At 32.5% G+C, this 24,699-nt stretch carries 27 protein-coding genes and 1 pseudogene; 24 read left to right on the forward strand and 4 right to left on the reverse strand.

Annotated elements, in window-relative coordinates; all coding sequences use genetic code 11:
• The first annotated feature begins 9 nt into the window (after positions 1-9).
• The 11 genes from rnc (at position 10) to ggt (ending at position 11,157) form a co-directional block, all read left to right on the forward strand.
• Entirely contained in the window at positions 10-684 is a 675-nt protein-coding gene (gene rnc / locus J6569_RS04845) for a ribonuclease III (RefSeq protein ID WP_085164858.1), read from the forward strand.
• Entirely contained in the window at positions 681-1,586 is a 906-nt protein-coding gene (gene era / locus J6569_RS04850; RefSeq protein WP_174799066.1) for a GTPase Era, read from the forward strand. The genes rnc and era overlap by 4 nt, the downstream gene beginning before the upstream one ends.
• A gap of 261 nt (positions 1,587-1,847) precedes the next feature.
• Positions 1,848-2,075, forward strand: coding sequence for a ChaB family protein (locus J6569_RS04855; RefSeq protein ID WP_065590864.1), 228 nt, complete (start codon positions 1,848-1,850; stop codon positions 2,073-2,075).
• An 83-nt stretch (positions 2,076-2,158) separates the two neighbouring features.
• Positions 2,159-2,443, forward strand: coding sequence for a YciI family protein (locus J6569_RS04860; protein WP_085164854.1), 285 nt, complete (start codon positions 2,159-2,161; stop codon positions 2,441-2,443).
• 214 nt (positions 2,444-2,657) lie between these two features.
• On the forward strand, positions 2,658-4,094 hold the full coding sequence (locus tag J6569_RS04865; RefSeq protein WP_296317896.1) for a 6-phospho-beta-glucosidase: 1,437 nt from the start codon (positions 2,658-2,660) through the stop codon (positions 4,092-4,094).
• A gap of 25 nt (positions 4,095-4,119) precedes the next feature.
• Positions 4,120-4,437, forward strand: coding sequence for a PTS cellobiose transporter subunit IIB (locus J6569_RS04870; protein ID WP_065590867.1), 318 nt, complete (start codon positions 4,120-4,122; stop codon positions 4,435-4,437).
• 176 nt (positions 4,438-4,613) lie between these two features.
• Positions 4,614-6,623, forward strand: coding sequence for a BglG family transcription antiterminator (locus J6569_RS04875; protein WP_296317898.1), 2,010 nt, complete (start codon positions 4,614-4,616; stop codon positions 6,621-6,623).
• A 14-nt stretch (positions 6,624-6,637) separates the two neighbouring features.
• On the forward strand, positions 6,638-6,976 hold the full coding sequence (locus J6569_RS04880; protein ID WP_363319047.1) for a PTS cellobiose transporter subunit IIA: 339 nt from the start codon (positions 6,638-6,640) through the stop codon (positions 6,974-6,976).
• A gap of 15 nt (positions 6,977-6,991) precedes the next feature.
• Entirely contained in the window at positions 6,992-7,477 is a 486-nt protein-coding gene (locus J6569_RS04885; protein WP_296301152.1) for a hypothetical protein, read from the forward strand.
• 14 nt (positions 7,478-7,491) lie between these two features.
• Positions 7,492-8,841 (forward strand): PTS cellobiose transporter subunit IIC, encoded by a 1,350-nt coding sequence (celB, locus tag J6569_RS04890; RefSeq protein ID WP_065590869.1) that lies wholly within the window; start codon positions 7,492-7,494, stop codon positions 8,839-8,841.
• Positions 8,842-9,495: 654 nt separating this feature from the next.
• The gene (gene ggt, locus J6569_RS04895) at positions 9,496-11,157 is read left to right on the forward strand and encodes a gamma-glutamyltransferase (RefSeq protein WP_366941244.1); all 1,662 of its coding nucleotides are present in this window, start codon (positions 9,496-9,498) and stop codon (positions 11,155-11,157) included.
• Between the two features lie 53 nt (positions 11,158-11,210).
• Here the strand turns inward: ggt and rplI are convergent, their stop codons facing one another.
• The 4 genes from rplI to rpsF are packed head-to-tail and all read right to left on the reverse strand — an operon-like array spanning position 11,211 to position 12,590.
• Positions 11,211-11,660, reverse strand: a complete 450-nt coding sequence (rplI, locus tag J6569_RS04900; protein ID WP_065590871.1) for a 50S ribosomal protein L9 — start codon at positions 11,658-11,660, stop codon at positions 11,211-11,213.
• 22 nt (positions 11,661-11,682) lie between these two features.
• Positions 11,683-11,910, reverse strand: a complete 228-nt coding sequence (gene rpsR / locus J6569_RS04905) for a 30S ribosomal protein S18 (protein ID WP_025314965.1) — start codon at positions 11,908-11,910, stop codon at positions 11,683-11,685.
• Between the two features lie 4 nt (positions 11,911-11,914).
• Positions 11,915-12,223, reverse strand: coding sequence for a primosomal replication protein N (priB, locus tag J6569_RS04910; protein WP_065560729.1), 309 nt, complete (start codon positions 12,221-12,223; stop codon positions 11,915-11,917).
• Complete coding sequence (gene rpsF / locus J6569_RS04915; RefSeq protein WP_065590872.1) at positions 12,207-12,590, reverse strand: 30S ribosomal protein S6; 384 nt, start codon at positions 12,588-12,590, stop codon at positions 12,207-12,209. Before rpsF ends, priB begins: the two co-directional genes overlap by 17 nt.
• A 400-nt stretch (positions 12,591-12,990) precedes the next feature.
• On the opposite strand from rpsF, the gene J6569_RS04920 reads away from it, so the two are divergent.
• The 13 genes and pseudogenes from J6569_RS04920 (at position 12,991) to J6569_RS04975 (ending at position 24,572) form a co-directional block, all read left to right on the forward strand.
• Positions 12,991-13,338 (forward strand): HIT domain-containing protein, encoded by a 348-nt coding sequence (locus J6569_RS04920; RefSeq protein WP_296317902.1) that lies wholly within the window; start codon positions 12,991-12,993, stop codon positions 13,336-13,338.
• Positions 13,339-13,345: 7 nt separating this feature from the next.
• Positions 13,346-13,984, forward strand: coding sequence for a hypothetical protein (locus J6569_RS04925; protein WP_296317904.1), 639 nt, complete (start codon positions 13,346-13,348; stop codon positions 13,982-13,984).
• Positions 13,984-15,027: a beta-N-acetylhexosaminidase gene (gene nagZ, locus J6569_RS04930; protein WP_296317906.1), complete on the forward strand. Its 1,044-nt coding sequence runs from the start codon at positions 13,984-13,986 to the stop codon at positions 15,025-15,027. The genes J6569_RS04925 and nagZ overlap by 1 nt, the downstream gene beginning before the upstream one ends.
• Positions 15,008-16,249: a sigma 54-interacting transcriptional regulator gene (locus J6569_RS04935; protein WP_296317907.1), complete on the forward strand. Its 1,242-nt coding sequence runs from the start codon at positions 15,008-15,010 to the stop codon at positions 16,247-16,249. Before nagZ ends, J6569_RS04935 begins: the two co-directional genes overlap by 20 nt.
• A gap of 2 nt (positions 16,250-16,251) precedes the next feature.
• A complete protein-coding gene (gene rfbB, locus J6569_RS04940; RefSeq protein WP_296317909.1) occupies positions 16,252-17,283 on the forward strand; it encodes a dTDP-glucose 4,6-dehydratase in 1,032 nt (343 codons plus the stop codon).
• A 179-nt stretch (positions 17,284-17,462) separates the two neighbouring features.
• Positions 17,463-17,561 carry an HTH domain-containing protein gene (locus J6569_RS11235; protein WP_080702376.1) on the forward strand — a complete coding sequence of 33 codons (99 nt, stop codon included), beginning with the start codon at positions 17,463-17,465 and terminating at the stop codon, positions 17,559-17,561.
• A gap of 429 nt (positions 17,562-17,990) precedes the next feature.
• Positions 17,991-18,221 carry a hypothetical protein gene (locus J6569_RS11240; RefSeq protein WP_366941245.1) on the forward strand — a complete coding sequence of 77 codons (231 nt, stop codon included), beginning with the start codon at positions 17,991-17,993 and terminating at the stop codon, positions 18,219-18,221.
• Positions 18,220-18,382 (forward strand): annotated as a pseudogene (locus tag J6569_RS04950) (IS5/IS1182 family transposase); the annotation flags it as partial. The gene J6569_RS11240 and the pseudogene J6569_RS04950, both read left to right, overlap by 2 nt.
• A 78-nt stretch (positions 18,383-18,460) precedes the next feature.
• Positions 18,461-19,573: a glycosyltransferase family 9 protein gene (locus J6569_RS04955; protein WP_296317913.1), complete on the forward strand. Its 1,113-nt coding sequence runs from the start codon at positions 18,461-18,463 to the stop codon at positions 19,571-19,573.
• 214 nt (positions 19,574-19,787) lie between these two features.
• On the forward strand, positions 19,788-20,096 hold the full coding sequence (locus J6569_RS04960; RefSeq protein ID WP_296301358.1) for a hypothetical protein: 309 nt from the start codon (positions 19,788-19,790) through the stop codon (positions 20,094-20,096).
• A gap of 266 nt (positions 20,097-20,362) precedes the next feature.
• Positions 20,363-21,556 (forward strand): glycosyltransferase family 9 protein, encoded by a 1,194-nt coding sequence (locus J6569_RS04965; RefSeq protein WP_085165038.1) that lies wholly within the window; start codon positions 20,363-20,365, stop codon positions 21,554-21,556.
• Between the two features lie 315 nt (positions 21,557-21,871).
• Complete coding sequence (locus J6569_RS04970; protein ID WP_085165036.1) at positions 21,872-23,071, forward strand: glycosyltransferase family 9 protein; 1,200 nt, start codon at positions 21,872-21,874, stop codon at positions 23,069-23,071.
• 16 nt (positions 23,072-23,087) lie between these two features.
• Positions 23,088-24,572 carry a PfkB family carbohydrate kinase gene (locus tag J6569_RS04975; protein WP_085165034.1) on the forward strand — a complete coding sequence of 495 codons (1,485 nt, stop codon included), beginning with the start codon at positions 23,088-23,090 and terminating at the stop codon, positions 24,570-24,572.
• The last annotated feature ends 127 nt before the right edge of the window (positions 24,573-24,699 follow it).

Genomic DNA, 24,699 nt, shown 5'->3' on the forward strand with positions numbered 1-24,699 from the left:
GCTATAATTATGAAAAAATTTAGTCAAATTCAACAATCAATCGGCTATATGTTTCAAGATACATCCCTACTTGAATTAGCCCTTACTCATCGAAGTGCTAATAAATTGCATAACGAGCGTTTAGAGTTTTTAGGGGATTCTATTTTAAGTCTTGTCATAGCCGATGAACTTTATCACCGTTTTTCCAAACAAGATGAAGGCGATCTAAGCCAAATGCGCGCAACACTTGTTTGCGGGCAAACACTTGCCGAAATTGGTAAGGATTTTAAATTGGGCGATCACCTTATTTTAGGACAGGGTGAACTCAAAAGTGGTGGTTTTCGTCGCGAATCGATTATTTCTGATGCTGTAGAAGCCATAATCGGTGCCATTTATCTAGATAGCAACCTAGACACAGTTCGTTCACTTATCTTATCATGGTATCAAAGCCGCTTGACCCAAATTCAACCTGGTATTAAACAAAAAGATGCCAAAACAAGATTACAAGAATACTTACAAGGAATTCATCGTCCGCGCCCATGTTATTTAATTCTTGAAGTAACTGGCGATAACCACGAACAAGAATTCTTAATTCAATGCAAAATTGACAATGATAGCCATGAATATTTAGGTCGTGGCTTAAGTCGCCGAAAAGCAGAACAAGCTGCCGCACAAGAAGCACTCAACCAATTAGGTATAAAATGACAGAAACAACACAACATTGTGGATTTGTCGCCATTGTCGGGCGACCAAATGTAGGTAAATCAACGCTACTAAACCAATTGCTTGGTCAAAAAATTTCGATTACATCACGCAAAGCGCAAACGACCCGTCACCGAATTGTGGGTATTGACACGCAGGATAATGACCAAATTATCTATATCGATACTCCCGGACTTCATATTGAAGAAAAAAGAGCCATAAACCGCTTAATGAATCGTGCTGCAAGCAGCTCAATAGGGGATGTTGAACTCGTTATTTTTGTGGTTGAAGGCACACATTGGAATGACGACGACGAAATGGTCGCCAACAAACTCAAAGATTGCAAAAGCCCAGTTCTGTTAGTGATTAATAAAATTGACAACGTCACCGACAAAACACAATTATTACCGCATATTCAAGCGATAAGCCAAAAAATTAACTTCCTTGATGTTGTGCCAATTAGCGCTGAAAAAGGAGAAGGTGTAGATATTATAAAAGATATCGTCAAAAAACACTTACCAGAAGGTGAACACCATTTCCCTGAAGATTACATTACCGACCGCTCGCAACGCTTTATGGCATCAGAAATTATCCGTGAAAAACTTATGCGTTTTTTAGGTGACGAATTACCTTATTCAGTAACGGTTGAAATTGAACAATTTAAAGTTGACGAACGTAATGGAATGTACCGCATTAACGGACTAATCTTAGTTGAACGCGATGGACAAAAGAAAATGGTCATCGGCAACAAAGGTGAAAAAATCAAAAAAATTGGTATTGAAGCGCGCAAAGACATGCAATCATTTTTCGACAATAAAGTCCATCTAGAGCTTTGGGTAAAAGTCAAAGCAGGCTGGGCTGATGATGAACGAGCGTTGCGGAGTTTGGGTTATAGTGATGATTAAAGATCTTACTTGATTTTAGTTATTCATCAGGCATAAATATGCCTGATTTTTTAATTTTATTTCCCTCTTTTCGATGTTGTAAACAAAAGACTTAAGAATATTTATTTATCGCATTGAAAACTGGTACTAATTAGTGTAGCCGATCCACGCCCTAGTAATTATATTATTTTATAGACGATAATATATTCGATGAATGTGCTATTTTACCATTACCATTTTAAATTTTCAGTCATCTAAGATTAATTTATGAGGGGATGTGATATGCCATATAAAACACGTGAAGATTTACCTGATTCAGTACGCCATGTCTTGCCTGAACATGCGCAAGATATTTTTAAAGAAGCATTTAATAGTGCAATTAAGGAATATCAAGATCCGCATAAACGGCGTGATAACAGTGCACCAGAAACGATTGCTTTTAAAGTAGCTTGGGCTGCTGTCGAAAAGGTTTATCACAAAGGTGAAGATGGTAAATGGGTAGCTAAATAGATATTTAAATGGTTTAAGTTGAGCAACACAGCTTAATATTTTGAAAAATTTATTTTTTGTATATTTATTTAGGAGATATATATATGTATATTTGTACACTTACTTATGTGAAACCCATTACTGAAGTAGAAAAATATTTGTCACAGCATATTGATTATCTTGAGGACTATTACCGAACGGGACATTTTATTGCATCAGGTCCAAAAGTCCCTCGTACAGGTGGTGTGATTATTTGTCGTGCTGAGAATAAAGAGCAAGCGCTAGCAATATTACAAAAAGATCCGTTTTATATTCATCACATTGCTCAATATGAGATTATCGAGTTTGTGCCATCAAAATATACTGATGGGTTTGAAGAATTTATTTAAAAGTTAACTTCAAATATTTAAAGTTTATTATTCATTTTTGTGATATTTATCACATTTCGGTAAATATCACAAAAAACTGCACATTTCATTAATCACCTTTCCTACCCAAATATACTTATATTTTTCCTGATCAATACGGAAAAAGTTGGTTAGTAATTCTATTTTTTTCCTTTTATACTAAATTTGAATTATCAATAAACACAGGTACTTAATTATGAAAAATAGAGGTTTACCAAAAGATTTTTTGTGGGGTGGTGCTGTTGCTGCTCATCAATTAGAAGGTGCTTGGCAAGTTGGTGGAAAAGGAATAAGTGTCGCTGATGTGATGACTGTTGGTTCACCAAAAAGTTATCGTAAAATTACTGAAGGTGTTATTGAAGGTGAATATTATCCTAATCATGAAGCTATTGATTTTTATCATTATTATAAAGATGATATTAAGTTATTTGCTGAAATGGGTTTTAAATGTTTTCGTACTTCTATTGCTTGGACTCGTATCTTTCCAAAAGGTGATGAACTTGCACCAAATGAAGATGGGTTAAAATTTTATGATGATCTTTTTGATGAATGCTTAAAATACAATATTGAGCCAGTTGTTACACTTTCTCATTTTGAATTACCTTATTACCTTGTTACTGAGTATGGAGGATTCCGTAACCGTAAATTAATTAATTTTTTTGTCCGTTTTGCCGAGGTATGTTTTGAACGTTATAAGAATAAAGTCAAATATTGGATGACTTTTAACGAAATCAATAATCAAGCTAACTTTAATGAAGATTTTGCACCGTTTACTAACTCAGGTATTTTCTATAAACAAAGCGACGATCGCGAGCAGATTATGTATCAAGCTGCACATTATGAATTAGTTGCTAGTGCTAAAGCGGTACAAATTGGTCATGCTATTAATCCTGATTTTAAAATAGGCTGTATGTTGGCGATGATCCCTATCTATCCAGAGACTTGTAAACCAGGTGATATTCTAATGGCACAAAAGGCGATGGAGCGTAAATATTTTTTTGGTGATGTTCATGTCCATGGAGAGTATCCAAACCATATTAAAAATTATTGGCAACGTAAAGATTTTAAACTTGATATCACCAATCAAGATCTTGAGATCTTGAAAAATGGAACAGTTGATTACATTGGCTTTAGCTATTACATGTCTAATGCAATTAGGAAGAAAGAAAATAATGAAAGCTATGAATATAACGAAAAAACCGATCTGATCGGCAATCAATATGTTAAAAAATCAGATTGGGGTTGGCAAATCGATCCTGAGGGACTTCGTTATACACTTAATTGGTTAACTGATATGTATCGTTTACCGCTTTTCATAGTTGAAAATGGTTTTGGCGCCTACGATAAAGTCGAAGCTGATGGTAGCGTGCACGATGCTTACCGTATTGATTATCTGCGTGAACATATTAAACAAATGAAACTTGCTGTTGAAGAAGATGGTGTTGATTTGATGGGATATACTCCTTGGGGATGTATTGATCTTGTTTCAGCAGGGACAGGTGAAATGGAAAAACGTTATGGATTTATCTATGTTGATAAAGATAACAAAGGTAACGGTTCACTAAAACGTAGCCGCAAAGCCTCATTCGCATGGTTTAAAAGAGTGATTGAGTCTAATGGCGAAGTCTTATAAAGCATAACTATTTTTAGGGGAATTTATGAAAAAAGCATTAATCATTTGTGCGGCAGGTATGTCATCATCATTAATGGCTAAAAAAGTAACAGAATATTTTGCTAGCAAAGATAAAACAATTTTGGTTGATGCAGTCTCGGCAACCGAAGGCGGAAATATGATTCAAAATAGTGATTTTTCACTCTTTTTAATTAGCCCGCAAACTATGATGATGCTTGATAAATTTAAAAAATTGGGGGAAGAAGTCGGTAAGCCTGTTGTGAGTATTCCTTTTCAGGCTTATATACCCGTTCAATCAGGCATTGAACAATTGGCTAAGTTAGTAGAGGAGAATATAAACTAATTTAAATCAATATATATCGGCTTTAGCGATATGATTTGGCGTTGTGAATAGATTATTAAAATAGCAGCGCCTTACTATCTTACGTTGGTGTGTGGTGTACTTATGTTATGTAATAGTTAAAAGTATTCACTATATTATTAATAATATGGTTTTAGTTGACACAGGTATGGATGATAGTGATTAAAAATAAACAGCGTGACCTTATTAGTTTATTGGTTCGTTCTAAAGATCTATTCAAAAGCAGTGCATTACTAGCGAATGAGTTAGCATTATCAGATCGTACTGTTCGCACTTATCTTAATGATTTGAAATCGTTAATTGAAAGTCACGGTGGATCTATTATTAGTAAACAAGGTTATGGTTACAAATTACAAATTAAAGATAGAACAGCTTTCAATTTATTTTTAATTGAGCATCATTTATTAGATCGCAATGTAGAACAAGCAAATTGTCGAGAAGTATGTCAGAGAAAGCACCATATTCTTAATTTATTATTATTAGAAGGCCAAAAAATCGATATAGAAGCATTAGCTGAACAATTATTTATTAGTTCTTCTCAACTAAATAAAGATATTTTAGAAATCAAACACCAACTCCAACCTTATGGGCTTACTATTAAAAAAAGTCAATCTCTGTTTTATGTTGAAGGTGAGGAAAAAGCAAAACGACATTTTATTTTGAGCTATTTTTTTCATGAAGAATCGATTAATTTTCTGCAGCATCTAACTTATTTAAACAAGTTCAATGATGTAATTGGCTTAGATACGTTAACCATTATTATTTTAGATGAGTGTCGTGAGGCAAAAATAAAATTATCTGATGTAATGATACAAAATATCGTCTTGCATTTATCATTAAGTATCAAACGGTTACAGTTAGGGCTTTCTATTCAAAATCTTGATATGCCACAATCTACTAAAAAGAAATTGGAATATCAAGTCGCTAAAAAAATCATCAATAAAGTAGAAAAAGTGATTGGTTTTTGTTTTCCCAAAGAAGAACAAATGTATTTAACATTGCATTTGATTAGTAAATCAAATTTTATTCAGAATGATTTTAACTCCGAGCTGTATTTATCTTTGACTAATTTATTATTTAGAATACAGCAAGAAACTGGATATTTATTTTTAAACGATGAGCAATTGAAAAATGGAATTATTCAGCACCTAAAACCGATGATTGTCCGCTTAGAACAGCATATAAAATTGAAAAACCCATTGCTTGATGAAATTAAAACAAACTCTCCAGAATTGTTTGAGTTAGTTAAAAAATACCTTAACCAGCTTCCTGAACTTAAAAAATTTACGATTCCTGATGATGAATGGGGTTATTTGACTTTGCACTTTTTAGCTTCGATAGAAAAGTTAAAAAATGAACAAAAGGCTAAAGTGTTAATTATTTGTGCAACTGGGCAGGGTAGTGCTCAACTACTAAAAAATCGCGTTGAATGCGAGTTTAATGAAAGAATCAAAATCGTTGCAACGCAAGGCTATTATGAAATTGAACCCAAAGTATTGGATAAGGTTGATTTTATTATCTCGTCAGTTGATCTATCATCAAAAGTATTTAAAGTCCCTGTTTTTCACGTCTCTGTATTTTTTACAGAAGATGATATACAAAAAATTCGTCGTCATTTATCGTCACCAATTATGCTTATCTCGGCACATACAGAGCCAATATCAACATTTGCATCATCAAATACTTTAGATCATCTTAGTAATGTTGAACAAATGGTAGATGAACTATCCGCTGATTATTTCTACCAATGCAGTGGTACCCAAAGTAAAGAACAAGTTTTAGATGGTTTGCTTGATCTTTTAGTACTAAATGAAGATAACAATTATAAGCAAAAGATGATAGCACAAATGGAAAATCGTATGCTATTAGGTGATATTTTCTTTAGCCCAACTATCGTAGTACCACATCCAGCAATGCCTGTGGGAAAATTGTCTAAAATTGGTATTGCAATTATTCCCGATGGATTATTTTGGGATCACAATTATCCAAAAATTCACTTTATCTTTATGATTTCACCATCTATTTATCAAAACCCGACTTTATCAATGATGACAAAAGCTATTGTCAAATTGATTGACGATTTAGAAATGCAAACAAAACTGTTAAAAACACAAAACTTTAACCAATTTAAACGACTTTTTATCCAACTTATTGAAAAAGAGGTATAGCAATGAATAAAGAAATGAGCTCAGAGGATATTCAACTTATTGCTTTTAATATTATTTTGTATAGTGGTAATGCTAAAACTAAAATCCACGAGGCTTTTAAGACGATGAGACAAGCTGATTTTATTGGCGCAAATCAGCTTCTTGAAGAAGCGAATAAAGAAATCTTACAAGCACACCATTCCCAAACAGAACTACTGCAAAATTATGCCAATGGTACCAAAATCACAATGGAAATTATTATGGTACATGCACAAGATCACTTAATGACTACCATGAGCTTTCGAGAAATGGCAATTGAAATGTTACATCTATATGAAAAACATCATGAGTTAGAAATAAAACTAAAAAGCTAAATAAGGAGTGGCATAATGACAGAAGATCTAACAATGCATAAAAAAATCAGCCTAACTAATCTCTATTTTAATCGATTTTTAGTGATTCGCTATACCACTGCATTTTTTTTATTTTTGAATCTTTATTGGGCAACCTTTCTAATAGGTTCATTGTCAATAGTCGCTATTTTACCGCTTACTCTTTTTGTTTTGGGCATACTTACCACATGGGAACAAATTAAGCTTTATCGTAATCATTGCAACAAATTGCCTTATGCAAGATTATTTTATCGTGCTTTAGCGATAGTTTTTGTGACACTAATGATGATGCTTTATACACCTTTGTATCAGCTTTTTTGCCCATTTTTAAAACAGACTCAAGATGTATTAAATGTATTGGCGGTATTACTGATGGTGAGTTTAATTATTACGTTTTTAATGCTTAAAAAAATAAATAATATTCAACATAATCGGGATCAGCATTTTAAAAGAATCCAAGCTTACGAAAAATTTATTAATTAAAAGAGGACAATAAAATGAATACGGGATTTGTTATTTTGCAGAAATATCTGATGACGCCCATGGCTAAAATATCGCAATTTAAAATTGTTCGAGCAGTAATGGCTGCGGGGATGGCGTCTGTACCTTTTTCTATTGTAGGTTCAATGTTTTTAGTATTTAACACATTGCCAATGACATTTACGGGATTAGAAGTTTTTTTTGAAAATACTTTTTTTAGAGTGAGTGATCTTTATATGATTGCTAACACAGCGACAATCGGTATTTTGGCTCTTTATTTTAACTTTGTTGTTGGTTATGAACTAACTAAAATCGAAGCAGAAGAAACAGGCCTTAAAGTTAATGCTCTTAATGGTGCGATGTTATCTGTTTTTGCCTTTTTCATGACTTTGCCTGAACTGATCATGCAAAACGGGGTTATTACCTTACTTAATGATCAAAATAATTTAGTCTTTAATGGGCTACGCTTACAACCATTTATCTTTCGCTTGGGTACATCAGGTATATTTATTGCAATAGTTATGGCCATTGTGGCAACTAATCTCTATTTTTTATGTGTTAGACGAAATTGGGTTGTAAAAATGCCTGAAACAGTGCCATTAGGTGTTTCGCGATCTTTTACCGCACTGATCCCAACTTTTGTAATTGCCTTTTTTGTGATCATTGTTAATGGTATTTTCATCTATTTTGGTACTGATATTTTCAATATTATAGCTGTACCGTTTGCTTTTGTAACCAATCTTACCAAAAGCTGGTTGGGTATTATGGTTATCCTATTTTTAATCCATGCGCTATGGGTAGTTGGGATCCATGGTGCCAGTATTATTGGAGCATTTATTACCCCTATTATGTTAACTAATATGACTGAAAATACAGCGGGAGCACATATTCCTTTTGCTGGTGAATTTAATAATTCACTCGTGATTTTAGGGGGATCAGGTTCTACTTTATTAATGACATTTTTTATTGCGTTTTTTGCTAAGTCTAGCCAACTAAAAATCTTAGGGCGAGCATCTGCAGTACCTGCAATATTCAATATCAACGAACCAGTTATTTTTGGTATGCCGATTGTATACAATCCTTATTTAGCTCTCCCTTTTTTCTTAGCACCTATGGCTTGCGGAACATTAGGTTATTTGGCTATTAATACTGGTTTTATTCATCCAATCATCGCATTAATTCCATGGCCATCCCCAATGGGATTAGGGGCATTTATTAGTACTGGCGGTGATTATAAAGCGGCTATTGTTGCCATATTCTCGGCTATTTTAGCTTTGCTAATCTATATTCCTTTTGTCAAATTATATGACAATAAATTGTATAAAGATGAGCAAGGTAAGTCAGAAAACCAAATTCAAACAGCTTAATTTTTTATATAAGGGCGTATACATTTCATTAAAGATTACGCTCTTTTTTAGCTAAAATCATAAATATCAATTATGCTTATTTTCTCTGAGATTTAAGAAATCATCCCTACTAAATTCACTACTGTTTTATACTCAAATTTATACTCAAACGTAGTGTTTCCTGAAAGTTTTTAACAAAAATCAGTTTTATTTAGACGGAGAATATTTTATTCGCTAACTGTGTTAAGAAAATATATCATTGTTGACATTTGCAGTTAATTTTGTAAAAAATTTTTTACACCAAACGAAAGTATTTTTTAAAACTCTAGATGAAATTTTATAACAAATTTTAATTATCATCGATTGCATTTCACATTTAATCATCAGTCTCTATTGAGTAAATTATAATTGCGTTAATTATTCTTTAGTTCTAGTAATCTTTGCTACTCCATTAAAATGGTAAATTAGAGTAAATATGTACTATATAACTGATCAATATTCGATCAGTATTTTTGTTTTCTATGCTATATTGATGGTTACCCTTAACTTATTGTTGCATGATCTATTAATGCGCTTTATGTATTTGGGGATTATGTGGGTACGATAAATGATACTTTAATTTGGAGGTACAAAATGTTTTCTCTTAAACGTAAATTGATAAAGTATTGCTACTTTATGGTATTTTTACTGATAAGCCAACAAGTACTAGCTGTCGAAAACGTAACACAAAAATTAACAGCTGCCGCAGTTGCTTCGCCCGATTATTATGGTGCAAAGGCAGCCGAAGAAGTGCTCGAAAAAGGTGGAAACGCAGCCGATGCTGCGGTGGCCACCGCATTTGCTCTTGCTGTTACTTATCCTGAAGCGGGTAACATTGGTGGGGGTGGTTTTATGACTCTTTGGATGGACGGTAAGCCTTATTTTATTGATTATCGTGAAGTTGCACCAAGTAAAGCTGATAAAGATATGTATCTTGATGATCATAAAAATGTGATTCCTAATTTGAGTTTATATTCTTACAAAGCATCGGGAGTGCCTGGAACTGTTGCTGGTATGTGGGCGGTTCATCAGCGTTTTGGTAAATTACCTTGGAAAGAGGTTATAGCACCAGCTATTCGATTTGCCAATGAAGGATTTGTTGTAGACAAACAACTAGTTAAACGTTATCAAGAGGCACAAGAACTTGCGCCTGCTAATGGTCACTTTAAGCAATACTTTGGTTCAATGCAAGAAGGGAAAATATTTAAACAACCTGAGCTTGGTAAAGTTTTAGATCGTATTGCCCAGCAAGGTAGCGATGGATTTTATAAAGGTGAAACGGCTAAATTAATTGCACAACAGATGGAGAAAAATGAAGGTTTAATTACTGAAAATGATTTAGCAAATTATAAGGTTAAATGGCGAGATCCTTTAATTGCTAACTGGCATGATATGCAGATTGTTACTGCTCCACCGCCAAGCTCAGGAGGTGTTGGTTTAATTCAATTATTATTAATGAAACAATATTTAGCGAATGATTTCAAAGAGGTAAAAGTAAATTCAGCGCAATATATTCACTTGTTAGCAGAAATAGAAAAACGTGTTTTTGCCGATCGAGCCGAATATATGGGAGATCCTGATTTTATCTCTGTACCTGTCACTGAATTGATTGATACTAATTATTTAGCGCAGAGAGCGAAACAAGTTAATCCAAAAGCGATTTCGATTACTGAAAAAGTTAAACCAGGTTTAGATAATAATCGTGAAAAGTTACAAACTACACATTTTTCGATTGTGGATAAATGGGGCAATGCCGCATCGAATACTTATACACTTAATGGTTGGTTTGGATCTGCTGTTGTAATAGAAGGCACTGGTATCATTCTAAATAATGAAATGGATGATTTTAGTAGTAAACCAGGTGTTGCTAATCAATTTGGTGTCGTGAGCAAAGATGCTAATGCAATAGAACCAAATAAACGTCCTTTATCTTCTATGACACCAAGTATTTTTATTAAAGATAACAAAGTTGCAATGGTCATTGGTACACCAGGTGGTTCAAGGATTTTTACTTCAATCTTTCAAGTTGTGACAAATGTTTTTGATAATCATATGTCATTAAAAGCGGCAATGGATGCTCCGCGTTATCATCATCAACTATTACCAGAGAATCTTATCTTTATTGAGCGTTTTCAAAATAAAGTTCCCGAAGAGTTAAAAGATAAACTTAAACAAATGGGTTATCATTTTAAACAGCAAGATTTTAGCGGTGATATTCAAGCCATAAAAATTACCGACAATAAACCCGAAGCCGTATCAGATATTCGAGGTCGAGGTAAATCAATTATTGTGAAATAGATAATAAAAGACCCGCCATAATGACGGGTCTTTTTGTATTTATTGTTGGATGATTATTCAGGAATAATATCAACAATAAGTTTAGCAAATGCTTCGCTGTGTACTTGGAAGAACACTTCATGTTCACCAGTAGTACGCAGTACGCCATTTGGTAAGCGAACTTCGCTTTTTGATACTTGAATACCACGAGCTTTAACAGCATCAGCGATATCACGAGTACCGATTGAACCAAATAATTTGCCTTCATCACCGGCTTTAGAAGTAATAGTTACTTTACCAAGTGCATTGATTTGAGCAACACGCTCTTCAGCTGCTTTCAATGTTTCTGCAAGCTTAGCTTCTAATTCAGCACGACGAGCTTCAAAGAATTCGATATTCTTTTTAGTTGCTGATACAGCTTTACCTTGTGGAATTAAAAAGTTACGTGCGTAACCTGCTTTAACATTAACTTGATCACCTAAGCTGCCTAAATTAGCAACTTTATCGAGTAGAATAATTTGCATTATATGTTCCCTCTGTTGCTAATTACTGATGATTATCAGTATATGGTAATAATGCCAAGTAACGAGCGCGTTTGATTGCGCGAGCTAATTGACGTTGATATTTTGCGCTAGTACCAGTGATACGGCTTGGTACGATTTTACCACTTTCTGTGATATAGCTTTTTAATAAAGAAACATCTTTATAATCAATTTCTTTAACGCCTTCTGCAGTAAAACGGCAGAATTTGCGACGACGGAAATAACGTGCCATTTGGCTATTCTCCTAATAGTTTAACTTGGTCAGCATGTAAAACAAGTTGGCTTGTTTGGTTGCGTTTAGTATGTGTGCTTATAAAGCCACTAACTAAAACTTTGCTGCCTTTTTTTATGTAACTTAGCTCTTGTTGTCCACTAACAATCACAGGCATTATGCACCATGCTTGTCTTGTAAGTTCTGCTTCGATTTGTTTAGAAACATGTTCTAAATAAAATTGACAATGCGAGATCCCACTTGGACTGATTTTTCGTATCGGAGTTTTTTTTACAATACCCGATAACATTAAACGATTATTCGTCGGAATCATCGTCCATGGTTACTTCGTTAAAATCTTCTTCAGAACTACGACGTTCATCTTTGGCTTTTAACATAGGTGAAGCTTCAGTTACAGCGTGTTTTGTGCGCATAATTAAACTGCGAATTACTGCATCATTGAAACGGAAGCTATCTTCAAGCTCGTTAACAGCTTCTTGAGTTGCTTCAACATTCATTAACACGTAATGTGCTTTGTGCAGTTTTTCGATAGGATAGGCTAATTGACGACGACCCCAATCTTCTAAACGATGGATTTTGCCACCATCAGTGGTTAACGTACCAGTATAACGTTCAATCATACTAGGTACTTGTTCACTCTGATCTGGGTGAACCATAAATACTATTTCGTAATGACGCATTATCGCTCCCTACGGATTAATCAGCTTTCTGTCGGGGCAACCGCAACCCATTGAAAGCAAGGAACATGAAAAATAGGCGGTTAAAATCGACGAGGCATTATATATCAAGTTATTGGGTTTGACAAATGAATATGCCAAGATTCTTTGTAAGACAGTGTCACTTTTAGTTGATAGGAAGTATCTGTTTTTATGACTGTTTTTTATGAAATTCTTTTGAAAAACGTCAAAAAAAAGCAGGAAAAACTTCAATGAAATCAATACCTTTCCTGACCGATTTTTGTGGTTGTAAAAATGCATTTTAAAATGTAACGATTTCTATACATTTTTGTTATCAAAATATGCTATGCTTATGAGTACCTATCATTTTTACTTATAGACGTATGTATAAAAGGAGTGTTTGATGGTTCAGGAAACTATTTTTAGCAAAATCATTCGAAAAGAAATCCCAGCTGATATTGTTTTTCAGGACGATAAGGTGACAGCATTTCGTGATATTTCTCCTCAAGCGCCGACTCATGTGTTGATTATCCCAAATAAACTAATTCCAACCGTTAATGATATTAAGGAAGAAGATGAAACCATTATTGGGCATATGATGGTTGTTGCTGCCAAAATTGCAAAACAAGAAGGTATTGATGAAAGTGGTTATCGTTTAATTATGAATTGTAATAAAGATGCAGGACAAGAGATTTTCCATCTTCATATGCATTTATTAGGTGGTAAAAATTTAGGTAGATTAATAGGTTAATCATGATATGAAACAGATCAAACGTATATTTGTTGTTAGCTCATTAGCTTTTTTGTTAGCGGGTTGTCATCTTCTTGGGAACTCTCAAAAAACCGAAGTTAAATCGCCTGTTGATGTTAATCAACCTGATGGTACTGGCGTGATTGATACGCCACCGCAAATTGTTAGGCAGACTGATTGGCATTCGATATTATCACCATTTATCAGTAAATTAGTGAGTTTGTCATCTTTAGACTCAGATAATAAGTTGATTTTAATTAGCGATATCCAAAACCGTAGTGGTGATTATCTTGCCAATAATAAAATTGCTAATGCATTGCATCAATTAATGCACAAACAAAATACGTTCACTGTAGTTGATCAACAAGCGATAATCCAAGCTAAACAATCACTGGGTATTTCGGCTGATGATAAGCTTGTGTCACGAGGTAAGATGATTGGTTTAGCTAAGTCGATGAATGCAAATTATGTCCTTTTTACAACAATTTATAAAGTGCCAAGCGAAAGTACTGATGCCGATTTAGCTATGGAATTACTTTCAACGAAAAGTGGCGAAATATTAACTAGAGTTGCGTCGAAAGATTTTCCAAAACCGTCTGATAGCAATAGTAATGCACAATCAAAACAAATTGGAGATAATCAATAATGGGGCCGTTGTTGATTGATGTTGATGGTTTAACATTAACTCAAGACGATAAAAAGTTGTTACAAAATCCATTGGTGGCAGGGGTGATTTTATTTAGCCGAAATTACCAAGATCCTACGCAACTATACGAATTAATTAAACAAATTCGAGCAGCTAGCTCACAACGTTTATTAATCTCGGTCGATCATGAGGGCGGCCGAGTTCAGCGATTTAGAGAGGGCTTTACAGCAATTCCCCCTGCGCAATCGTTTGCAGCGCTGAATAACCTAGAGCAAGCAAAGTCCTTGGCTTTTGATGCGGGTTGGGTTCTTGCTATGGAGTTAATTGCGTTTGATATCGATCTAAGCTATGCCCCTGTTTTAGATTTGGGACATGATTGTCTTGCTATCGGTACACGTTCATTTCATCAAGATGTCGATATTGCTTATCAAGTTGCTTCTGCCATGATTGATGGTATGCATGCAGCAGGTATGAAAACTACGGGCAAACATTTTCCTGGGCATGGTCATGTGATTGCCGATTCGCATAAAGAAACGCCTATTGATCATCGTGAAAAGTCGTTAATTGAGTACGATATGCAGATTTTTACTAAGCTTATTGCTAATAATAAGCTCGATGCGATTATGCCTGCCCATGTGATTTATCCTGCCTTTAATGATAAACCGGCTAGCGGTTCGCCATATTGGCTTAAAACAGTGCTTCGTGAGCAATTACATTTTGATGGTGTAATCTTTTCTGATGATTTATCAATGGAAGGAGCTTCAGTAATGGGGAATCACGCTGAGCGTGCCCAAGCTGCATTAGCAGCTGGTTGTGATCTGCTTTTGGCTTGTAATAATCGGCAAGGAACGATGGCTATTTTAGAGCAGTTAATGGCGTTAGATAAGGTTAGTCCACTAACATCAGATAAAGCAAAATGCTTATTAGCTCATACTAAAATCACTTATGATGAATTAATAAAAAATCCTAAGTGGCAAAATCGCCGAGATAATTTAATCAAACTTAATGAGAAGTGGGCAAATTATGCAAGTAGCCATCATTGAAATTGATCATAATCAACATCTGATTGCGTATAATGATACAGCTAGGGTATTGTTGGGGCCTAAGGCTTTGGTATTAAAACAACTTTTTGATTATCAATCGATTTTCAGTTTTGATAATACCGTTAATATTGATGAGCAAGATGATACGATTATTGTTTTAAATTCTCAGCACTTTTTATTGCAAAAGGTGATGGAATCATCTAAAACAATATTTATTTTACAACCTATTGATTATCTAAAAAAACGCTTATCAAAAATAACCGTAGTGGCTTGCCATGCTTTTGAGATCTTTGCTACCCAAAGCGTGGTTATGCAAAAACTGATTGCACAAGCGAAAGTGTTTTCTATGCAACGTGAACCGTTATTAATATCTGGCGAAACAGGTACTGGTAAGGATTTATTGGCTAAGGCTTGTCATCAATATAGTCCCCGTGGAGATCAGGCTTTTTTAGCCTTAAATTGTGCAGCCATGCCTGATGAAGTCGTTGAAAGTGAATTATACGGTCATGCAGCAGGCGCTTATCCCGGCGCAATTGAGAGCAAAAAAGGTTTTTTTGAACAAGCTAATGGCGGTTCAGTATTGCTTGATGGTATTGATGAAATGTCGTTTCAAATGCAAACTAAGTTATTGCGTTTTATTAACGATGGCTATTTTCGTCGTGTGGGGGACGATAACGAGGTTTATGTCGATGTTAGAATCATTTGTGCAACAAAGGTTGATTTGGCTGATTTGGTTGAGCAAGGAAAATTTAGAAAAGATCTTTATTATAGGCTGAATGTATTATCGCTTAATCTACCTTCTTTACAAGAACGCAAAGATGATATAACTCAACTTACGCATATTTTTGTAAATGAATATGCCAATAAACAAGGCATCATACCACCAACAATTGACGATAATGTTATTGATAATTTGACCCGTTACTCATGGCCAGGTAATGTAAGGCAACTTAAAAACATACTTTATTCGGCATTAGCGCAATTGACCTCGCCTAGGTTAACGGTCAAAGACATTGTGTTACCGACTCCAATCACATCTCAATTATCGTGGGTCAACAATATTGAAAATAAAACTCTTGATGAAATAACTAAACAGTTTGAAAAAGAGATCTTATTAAAATTATATGATCAATACCCAAGCTCAAGAAAGCTGGCCAAAAGATTAGGTGTGTCGCATACAGCGATTGCAAATAAGTTGCGGGATTATGGGATAGGGCGGTAAATTTGTTTAATAGCACTAAAAGAGTTTTAGTAACAGGAGGAGCTGGATTTATTGGTTCTGCTGTCATTCGATATATTATCGAACATACTCAAGATTATGTCATTAATATTGATAAATTAACCTATGCGGCAAATTTGAACTCGCTAGCAATGGCTTCTAGCAGTGAAAGATATATTTTTGAACAAGTTGATATTTGTAATCGACAAGCATTGGATCGTGTATTTCAACAATATCCCCCCGATGCTGTGATTCATTTAGCGGCTGAAAGCCATGTAGATAATTCAATAACCAGTCCTATTGCTTTTATTGAAAGTAATATTATAGGAACTTTTACACTTTTAGAAGCTTCTCGAAATTATTGGAATAATTTGTCTGATGAGAATAAAGAGAAATTTCGTTTTATCCATGTATCAACTGATGAAGTTTATGGTGATCTAGGTAGTACGAAATCATTTTTTACAGAGGTAACACCCTACTCACCAAGTAGTCCTTATTCCGCTTCTAAAGCATCAAGTGATCATTTAGTTAAAGCATGGTATCGCACATATGAGTTACCAACTATTATAACACATAGTACCAATAATTATGGACCTTACCAGAATACTGAAAAACTGATTCCATCTGTAATTTTTAAGGCATTGGCAGGCAAGCCCATATCCATTTATGGCGATGGTTTACAAATACGTGATTGGATATATGTAGAAGATAATGTCAAAGCTATATATTCTGTCTTAAATAAAGGTAAAATTGGCGAGACTTATAATATTGGTGCAAATAGCGAATATACGAACTTAGATACAGTACAAATTATTTGCTCAATGATGGATGAACTTATTCCAAAACGCCCAAATGGAATCAAACGATATCAAGATTTAATTCAATTTATATCTGATAGACCTGGCCATGATTATCGATATGCTATCGATTCATCGAAAATTCAAAAACAGTTAAACTGGAAGCCACAAGAAAAGTTTGAAAGTGGATTGCGAAAAACTATTGAATGGTATTTAAATAATATAGAAACTCAAGGATAACTTATGCTACCTAATGTACCGATTGTCATGCCAGCCTATAATAATGGTGTTTTTATATTAGCAATATAAGAATTAATTCTTATTGTATGAATCACTTGTGCTGTTTACAGTAATTTGAGAAACTACTGTAATAAATATACATAAAAAACAAAACTAACGCCTTATCACAGACAAGATATATGGTGCTTATATCACAAAGAAAAATAACGGTCACTGATTTGGCAAAACGCTTTATGGTTACTCGGCCTACCATTTACAATGTACTAAAGAAAGCCTGATCGTAGCTTTTTGTGCCTTTAACCAGTAAGAATGAACGTTATAAAACCATTTGTTATGGAATTAAACGTTTGGTTAAAGTCGAAAAATTGATTGAAGATAAATTAAGACGGCAAGCTAAACCCTATAACAAAACCTATCCAGGTTTACCTTTACTTAAAAATGAAATGAAACAGCAAACTAGAGAATATTTATTTGTTGGTATTAATGATTTTTCACGTGAGCTTTATGTGGGTATTTACCACGATAAATCCCAATTTAGCTCAGCACAGTTTTTACAAAATGATATATTAGTCCAATGTCCTTATACTATTGAATGTATTTATTCTGATAATGGACGAGAATATCAATGCACCAGCGAACACCTATTTGTTAAAACGTGTAATAACCACTGTATCAATCAAAAATTCACCAAACTAGCCTGCCCGCAAATGAATGGGAAAGCCGAAATAGTGATACGAACTTTAATGGAGATATGGCATAATCAACAAATATTTAGCGATTCTAAAGAGAGGAAACAAAAGCTTAAACGATTTATTAATTATTATAATACAGTTAACACTCAGCGATTTTGGGAAAAAGGTCTTATGAGTTTTTATAGGATTATTTTAATGATAAAGTGTAAATATCTCGGTGTTTTCCAACACTCACGAAAAAAGTAATAGCGATATTGATTGGGTTTATATAAATATTGTTATTTGGTTGAAAATGTATTTGCTAGGTTGAAACATTACCTAGGTATAGCAATACGTTACGATAAGTTGGTAATAGATTATATTTGTATGACGTATTAGTATGTTGCATGATGTGGCTAAAAATGTAAAGAAGGCTTATGATTAATACAAAAGATTAATAGCCCTTAATATTACTAAAATGAAATAAAAGTATAGGAATTGTGGGTATGTTTGAAAGCTTAAAACTACTTAATAGATATAGAAATAATAAAGTTAAAAAGATTAAAATGATGTTTAAAACAGCTAAATTAAATAGACAAAAAAAAGTAAAAAATCTTTTTAATATTGATGAATGCAATTCTATTTTAATCGTAATGTGCGATTATGGTATTGGCGATGCAATTGTAGCATCTTTTCTCATTTATGAACTAAGAAAGAATAATTACAATGTTAGTGTGGTAGTTGATGAGAGGCTAAATTTTTTATTCGATTATTTTATACAAGTTGACAATGCTTTTTTCTTTAACAAAAAGAATATTAAAAAATTTATTAGAGCTGAAGAAAAAATAAAAATAGATCTTGCAATTGATTTATATGATGAGGGAAATAATAGTCTAAGAAGAGTTGAGATAATATCTTCTTTTAAACCAACACATACTTTGGGATTCAACCAGTCAATGTATAGACAATATGATACATCGATTTGTTATTCCGATTATGATGCTCATATAACGGAAAGAAGTTGTATTGCTTTAGATTTCTTAAACATTGATTATGATATGGTTAAATATCATTTAAATATTCAATATGATGAATTACAACTGGCAAAGAAATTTTTAGATAAAATTTGTGATGGATTAGATAAATTTATTATTGTTTTTAATCCGTTTGGGTCTTCCAAAACAAAAAGTTTATCGTTTGAGCAAATAGAGAAAATCACTGAGTTTTTAACACTCCAAAAAGATTGTATTACTATCGTTGTAGGCGAACAGAAAGAAATTGTTTTTATACATGAATTACCTAATGTTTATATCAATAAAAATCCTTCTTTTATTTTTACATCTGCATTAGTTTCATTATGTAATTTGGTTATTACTGTTGATACATCTATTGTTCATGTTGCATCTGCATATAATATTCCTATGATAGCGGTATATAATAATCGTTATAATTTATGCTTTGACTTAAATAAAGTTTGGGCACCGATAAGTAATAATTTTGAATTAGTTTTTACAAAAGAAAATAAAGGAACCGAATTTGGTGATCCTGTTTCTAATTTAGATATTCAATTTATCATTGAAAAAATAAAGAAAATGTTGAGTGTTAATTTTAAGTATTGATTAAAAGCAGTTTAGGTTAAGTTCCAAAATTGTACTTTAGGCTATAAGTAAACTACAGTACAAAAATAGTTGATTAGTTATATGGTTTTTAATTAAATAAATTTAATAGATAACATTAATTATTTTTCTTTTCAAGTTAGTTATTTATAGTATAAACTTCCTATATTACCTTAAGAAGGTATCGCTTCCTAATAAACAGGGAGAATATTGGTCAATGGATTTTACGAGTGACAGCAGTCAAAATCAATGCTGTTTTAGAAAATTCAACCTTATTGATGGATTTAGCCGAGCAGCATTAGGTATTGATATTATGCTCAGTTTACTTACCGGTAGAATAACGCGTTATCTGGACAAGCTAGCACAATATCATTGTTATTCGTTAAAAATATGGAACTATAGTGGTTCATTTTTGCCAACTGAGCAAAATTACACGGTATTACCATTGATTATCTTGAGCCAAGTAGTCTATATCAAAACGGTTATATTGAACGATTTAACTGAACTTATCGAATCGAATTGTTAGATTTATATCTTTTTAATAATCTAGAGTAAGTAAGGAGGGTAACTGAAGAATAGCTCATCACTTGTTGGTGAAAGACTGCATGAGTATTAAATAATATGACACCAATTGAATACGAATCCTTAAAATAGGAAGCGTAATTTTCTACTTGAATCTTGTACTAAGTTTGGGGTATTGGCAAACATGCTATTTCCTTGTTTAGCCTAAAATTTAGCTAAGGTACATTTGTAATGTTAAGTTTAAATTAATACAAGAGGTTAATATCTAGTATGAATTATCTTGATGAGCTACAGCGAAAAGTTAATAAATATAAAAATAAATATTTTTTTAACAGTAAAAAAATAGCCATTAAATTAATTTGGTGGAACTTAGTTCAACTATTTAGTTTTAGAAATAAACAAGAAAAGATACCTAAGGAAAAATACAATAAAATAGCTTTATACTTCTCTGGCGGTATTGGCGATATTTTAATAGGCTTTAACTATGCTTGTTATTTGCTTGAATATTTAAAAAACTGCAATATTAGTATTGATATTTACGTTAATAATGCAGGAATGGTAAAAGCACTAGATGGAGGATCTGATTTTAATATTTATTCAAATACTAGCGAGGAACCTCATAAATATTTATTAAAGATTGGATTGGTTCGATATCCTCAGATATTAGAAGACAACATTGTTTATTCAAAGTATCGTAAGAATGATAGATTGTTGAAATTAGTTCAAGTTTATAGCGAATTTTATGCAAATAATCCTCGTTTTTTTGAATATCTTCCTTTTATGGATGGTATGACAAATCAGTATTCCCTCATTAATGGACAAAGAAGAATACAACAGCCTGATATAGGAAATATTTTAAATATTAGTTGTGATTTTAAATATTCACCTAAAGTTTCTCATGAAAAAAGAATTTTAAATAACTTAGGTTTAGAACCAGGAAGCTATATTACTATTAACAGAGGAGTAGATAGTCAAGGCAGTGTAATTGAATCGACAAAACTATGGAATATAGTTTGTTACAATAAGTTGATTGAATTGATTAAAAATAAGTTTAAAAATTTTAAAATTATTCAATTAGGAGCTTCTACTGATCGTTGTGAACTAATAAAAAATGTCGATATAAATTTAGTGGGAGAAACCTCACTGGAAGGACTGAAAGTATTACTGAAAAACTCGATATTACATATTGATAGTGAAGGTGGAATGGTTCATTTGCGAAAAGCACTTAATGGTGGTGTTTCAATTGTTATTTTTGGGCCTACATTATCAGATTTTTATGGATATTTAACTAATATAAATATTTCCTCAAAAGCTTGTCCTTTTAGTTGTGAATGGTTAAATGAAACTTGGAGCAAAACCTGTATTAATCGTGTTAATAAACATATTTGTATGGAAAGTATAAGTCCTTATGAAGTTTTCGAAGAGGTGAAAAAAGTTTTAAATCATGATGAAAATTCGTGCTAACAAATAGATTAATATAACTTATTAAAGTGTAGTTTTTTGTTAACTAATGTGTTAATAATTTTGCTGAATTTTTATGTAGACTTAATTTAAAAAATTAATTTGAATTCTAAATAGTTTTTCTAATTATTTTCTGCATGTTGAGTTATAATGGCTCGCTCTAAGACCGAGCCATTTTGTTATATTATTAAATATGATTTTAGTACAGAACTAAAAGGGTCATGGTATCAAAATTGACTTGAACACGATGAGTATTAATAACTATTATTAATAGTAGCTTAAAACATTGACACGTTATGAGTAAATTAAAAACTAATTATGAACTACTTTGATAAATTACAAAAAAAGATTAATAAATATAAATTGCTTTATTCTAATAAATATAAAAAAGCCGCAATAAAATTACTATGGTGGAATTTCTGCAAGCTTTTCGAATTTAAATTAGGTTCGCTGTTCAATAAGTCACGCGAAATTCAATATAGATTGGATAGAATTTCGATTTTTATCACTGGAGGTATTGGAGATATATTGATTAGCTTTAATTATTGCTCTTATTTATTAGAATTTTTGAAAGATGAAATTAAATGCATTGATATTTTTGTAAAAAATCAATTTTTGGTTCAAGAGTTAATGGGAGACTCCTGTTTTAATATTTATCCTGTAACAGAATGGAACAAATCTGAAATTATTTATTTATTAGATTTCAAAATTGATCGTTTTCCCTTTATTGTTAATAACCATTTATCATTACTTGATACTAATTCAAATCCTAAAATAAAAGAATTAGTTAAATTGTATGAGGAATTCTATCAATTAAATAAAAAAATTGTTTATTATCCACCAAAAATTGATGCCTTAAGTATTCAATACTCTATTATAAATAGACAAAATAGAATACAACAGCCAGATATTTATGGTTATTTAAATATTTCTGGTGATAGTTATAAATTTATACCTCCTATTTTTAATGATCAAGAAGTTTTAGAAGCATTTGGTTTACACGATCAAAAATTTATTACTCTTAATCGAGGTGTTGACGGAACAAATCTTCATAGTGAGTCAACAAAGCTTTATCCACTTGATTATTATAATTCACTTGTTAAGTTAATAAAAAGTGAATTTCAAGAGTATAAAATTGTGCAATTAGGTGTCTCAGCAGAAAGATGTGAATTTATTGATGATGTTGATCTAAATTTAGTAGGAAAAACTTCATTAAATCAATTAAAATCGATTCTGAAAAATTCAAGTTTACATATTGATGGAGAAGGTGGAATGGTTCATTTACGAAAATCTTTGAATGGTGGTGTTTCTGTCGTTATTTTTGGACCTACATCACCAAATTTTTATGGTTATTCAAATAATATAAATATTTTTTCAAATGCATGTCCTGTTAATTGTGAGTGGATAAACGATAATTGGGCATCGTATTGTATTAATAAAAAAAATGATCGTATTTGTATTAAAAGTATTAAACCAACTATTCCTTTTGAAGAAATTAAAAAAGTATTGAAACAATAATACTAGGGATATTGTAATGAATGAATTTTATTCTTATCTAGATAAATTTAAAAGTACTAAAGTAACGGTTATTGGCGATATTATGTTAGATCGCTTTTTATATGGAACTGTTGATCGTATTTCGCCTGAAGCTCCTGTTCCAATCTTTAAATTGGAACGTGAGGAAGTAATGTTAGGTGGGGCAGGTAATGTGGCTGCTAATTTAGCAAATCTAGGCTGTAAACCTACATTTTTAGGATTTGTTGGTTGTGACATAAATGGCAAACTTGTCGCAACACTATTAAAAAATGCAGGGAGTCATAGCCATCTTTATAGCCTAAAGGCACATCCTACCATTATTAAAACAAGGTTTATTGCGAATCACAATCATTTACTTCGTGCTGATGAGGAGAAATTGTTCCCTTTTATGCCTGAGCTATTGCCAAAGTTCTATAAATTAGTTATGCAGGCTATTAAGATGACTGATATCGTTTTGTTGTCTGATTATAATAAAGGTGTTTTGAATCAAGAAACAACACAAATGATCATTACTCTTTGTAATAAATTTGATATTCCAGTTATTGTAGATCCAAAAGGTAATGATTATTCTAAGTATCGTGGCGCTACATTAATTAAACCTAATATCAAAGAGTTTTTTGATGCAACAGGTATTAAGCTTTGCCCCGAGAATGCTAGTTTTGATGAAGATCTGAAGCGAGGAGCGGATATTATCTTTCAACGATATGGTATAAAAAATATTATAGTTACGTTGAGTGAATATGGAATGGCTTATATACCATATGAAAATAAAAACTGTATTGTTAAAATACCAACTGAAGCTAAAGAAGTTTTTGATGTTTCTGGGGCAGGAGATACATCTTTAGCTACTTTAGGTATTGCGTTAGGGGCCAAAATACCTTTACCTAAAGCAATGCAATTAGCAAATATTGCATCAGGAATAGTTGTTGGAAAATTGGGAACAGCTACAGTATCTTTCGATGAATTAAAAAATAAATTATTAGCTAAACAATATCAAAATCATTGTAATGATATAGATAAATGCATTAGCATTAAAGAAACCAAATCAATAATTAATAATTTAAAAAAACAAGGTAAAAAAATTGGGTTTACGAATGGGTGTTTTGACTTATTACATTTAGGGCATTTAAGTTCTCTTAAGCAAGCGAAAAAGGTATGTGATATTTTAGTCGTTGGTGTTAACTCCGATGAATCAATAAAAAAATACAAGGGTAATGATAGACCTATCCAAGATCAGAATACAAGAGCTACTTTACTTGCATCCCTTGAATTTGTTGATTATGTCATTATTTTTAATGAAGATAATGCTAATTATTTAGTTGATGAACTTCGTCCAGATATCATTGCTAAAGAAGGATATTCTATAGATAATTGGCCAGAAGCTCAGAAAGTGATAGGCTATGGAGGTAAAGTAGTAATACTTGATCGAGTTGACGGCTATTCAACATCTCAGCTTGTTGCTAAATGTAAAAAGGATATTTAGGTTAATAAAAAGAAATTATGTATATTAAACATATGTAATTTTGTGTAAATGGTTTATATGAATAAGCAAAAAACTTATTCATATGCCATAAAGTAGTATAAAACTGACAAGATATGCTAAATTATAG

Source organism: Gilliamella sp. (genome assembly GCF_024104075.1).
GTDB classification, from domain to species: Bacteria; Pseudomonadota; Gammaproteobacteria; order Enterobacterales; family Orbaceae; genus Gilliamella; species Gilliamella bombi.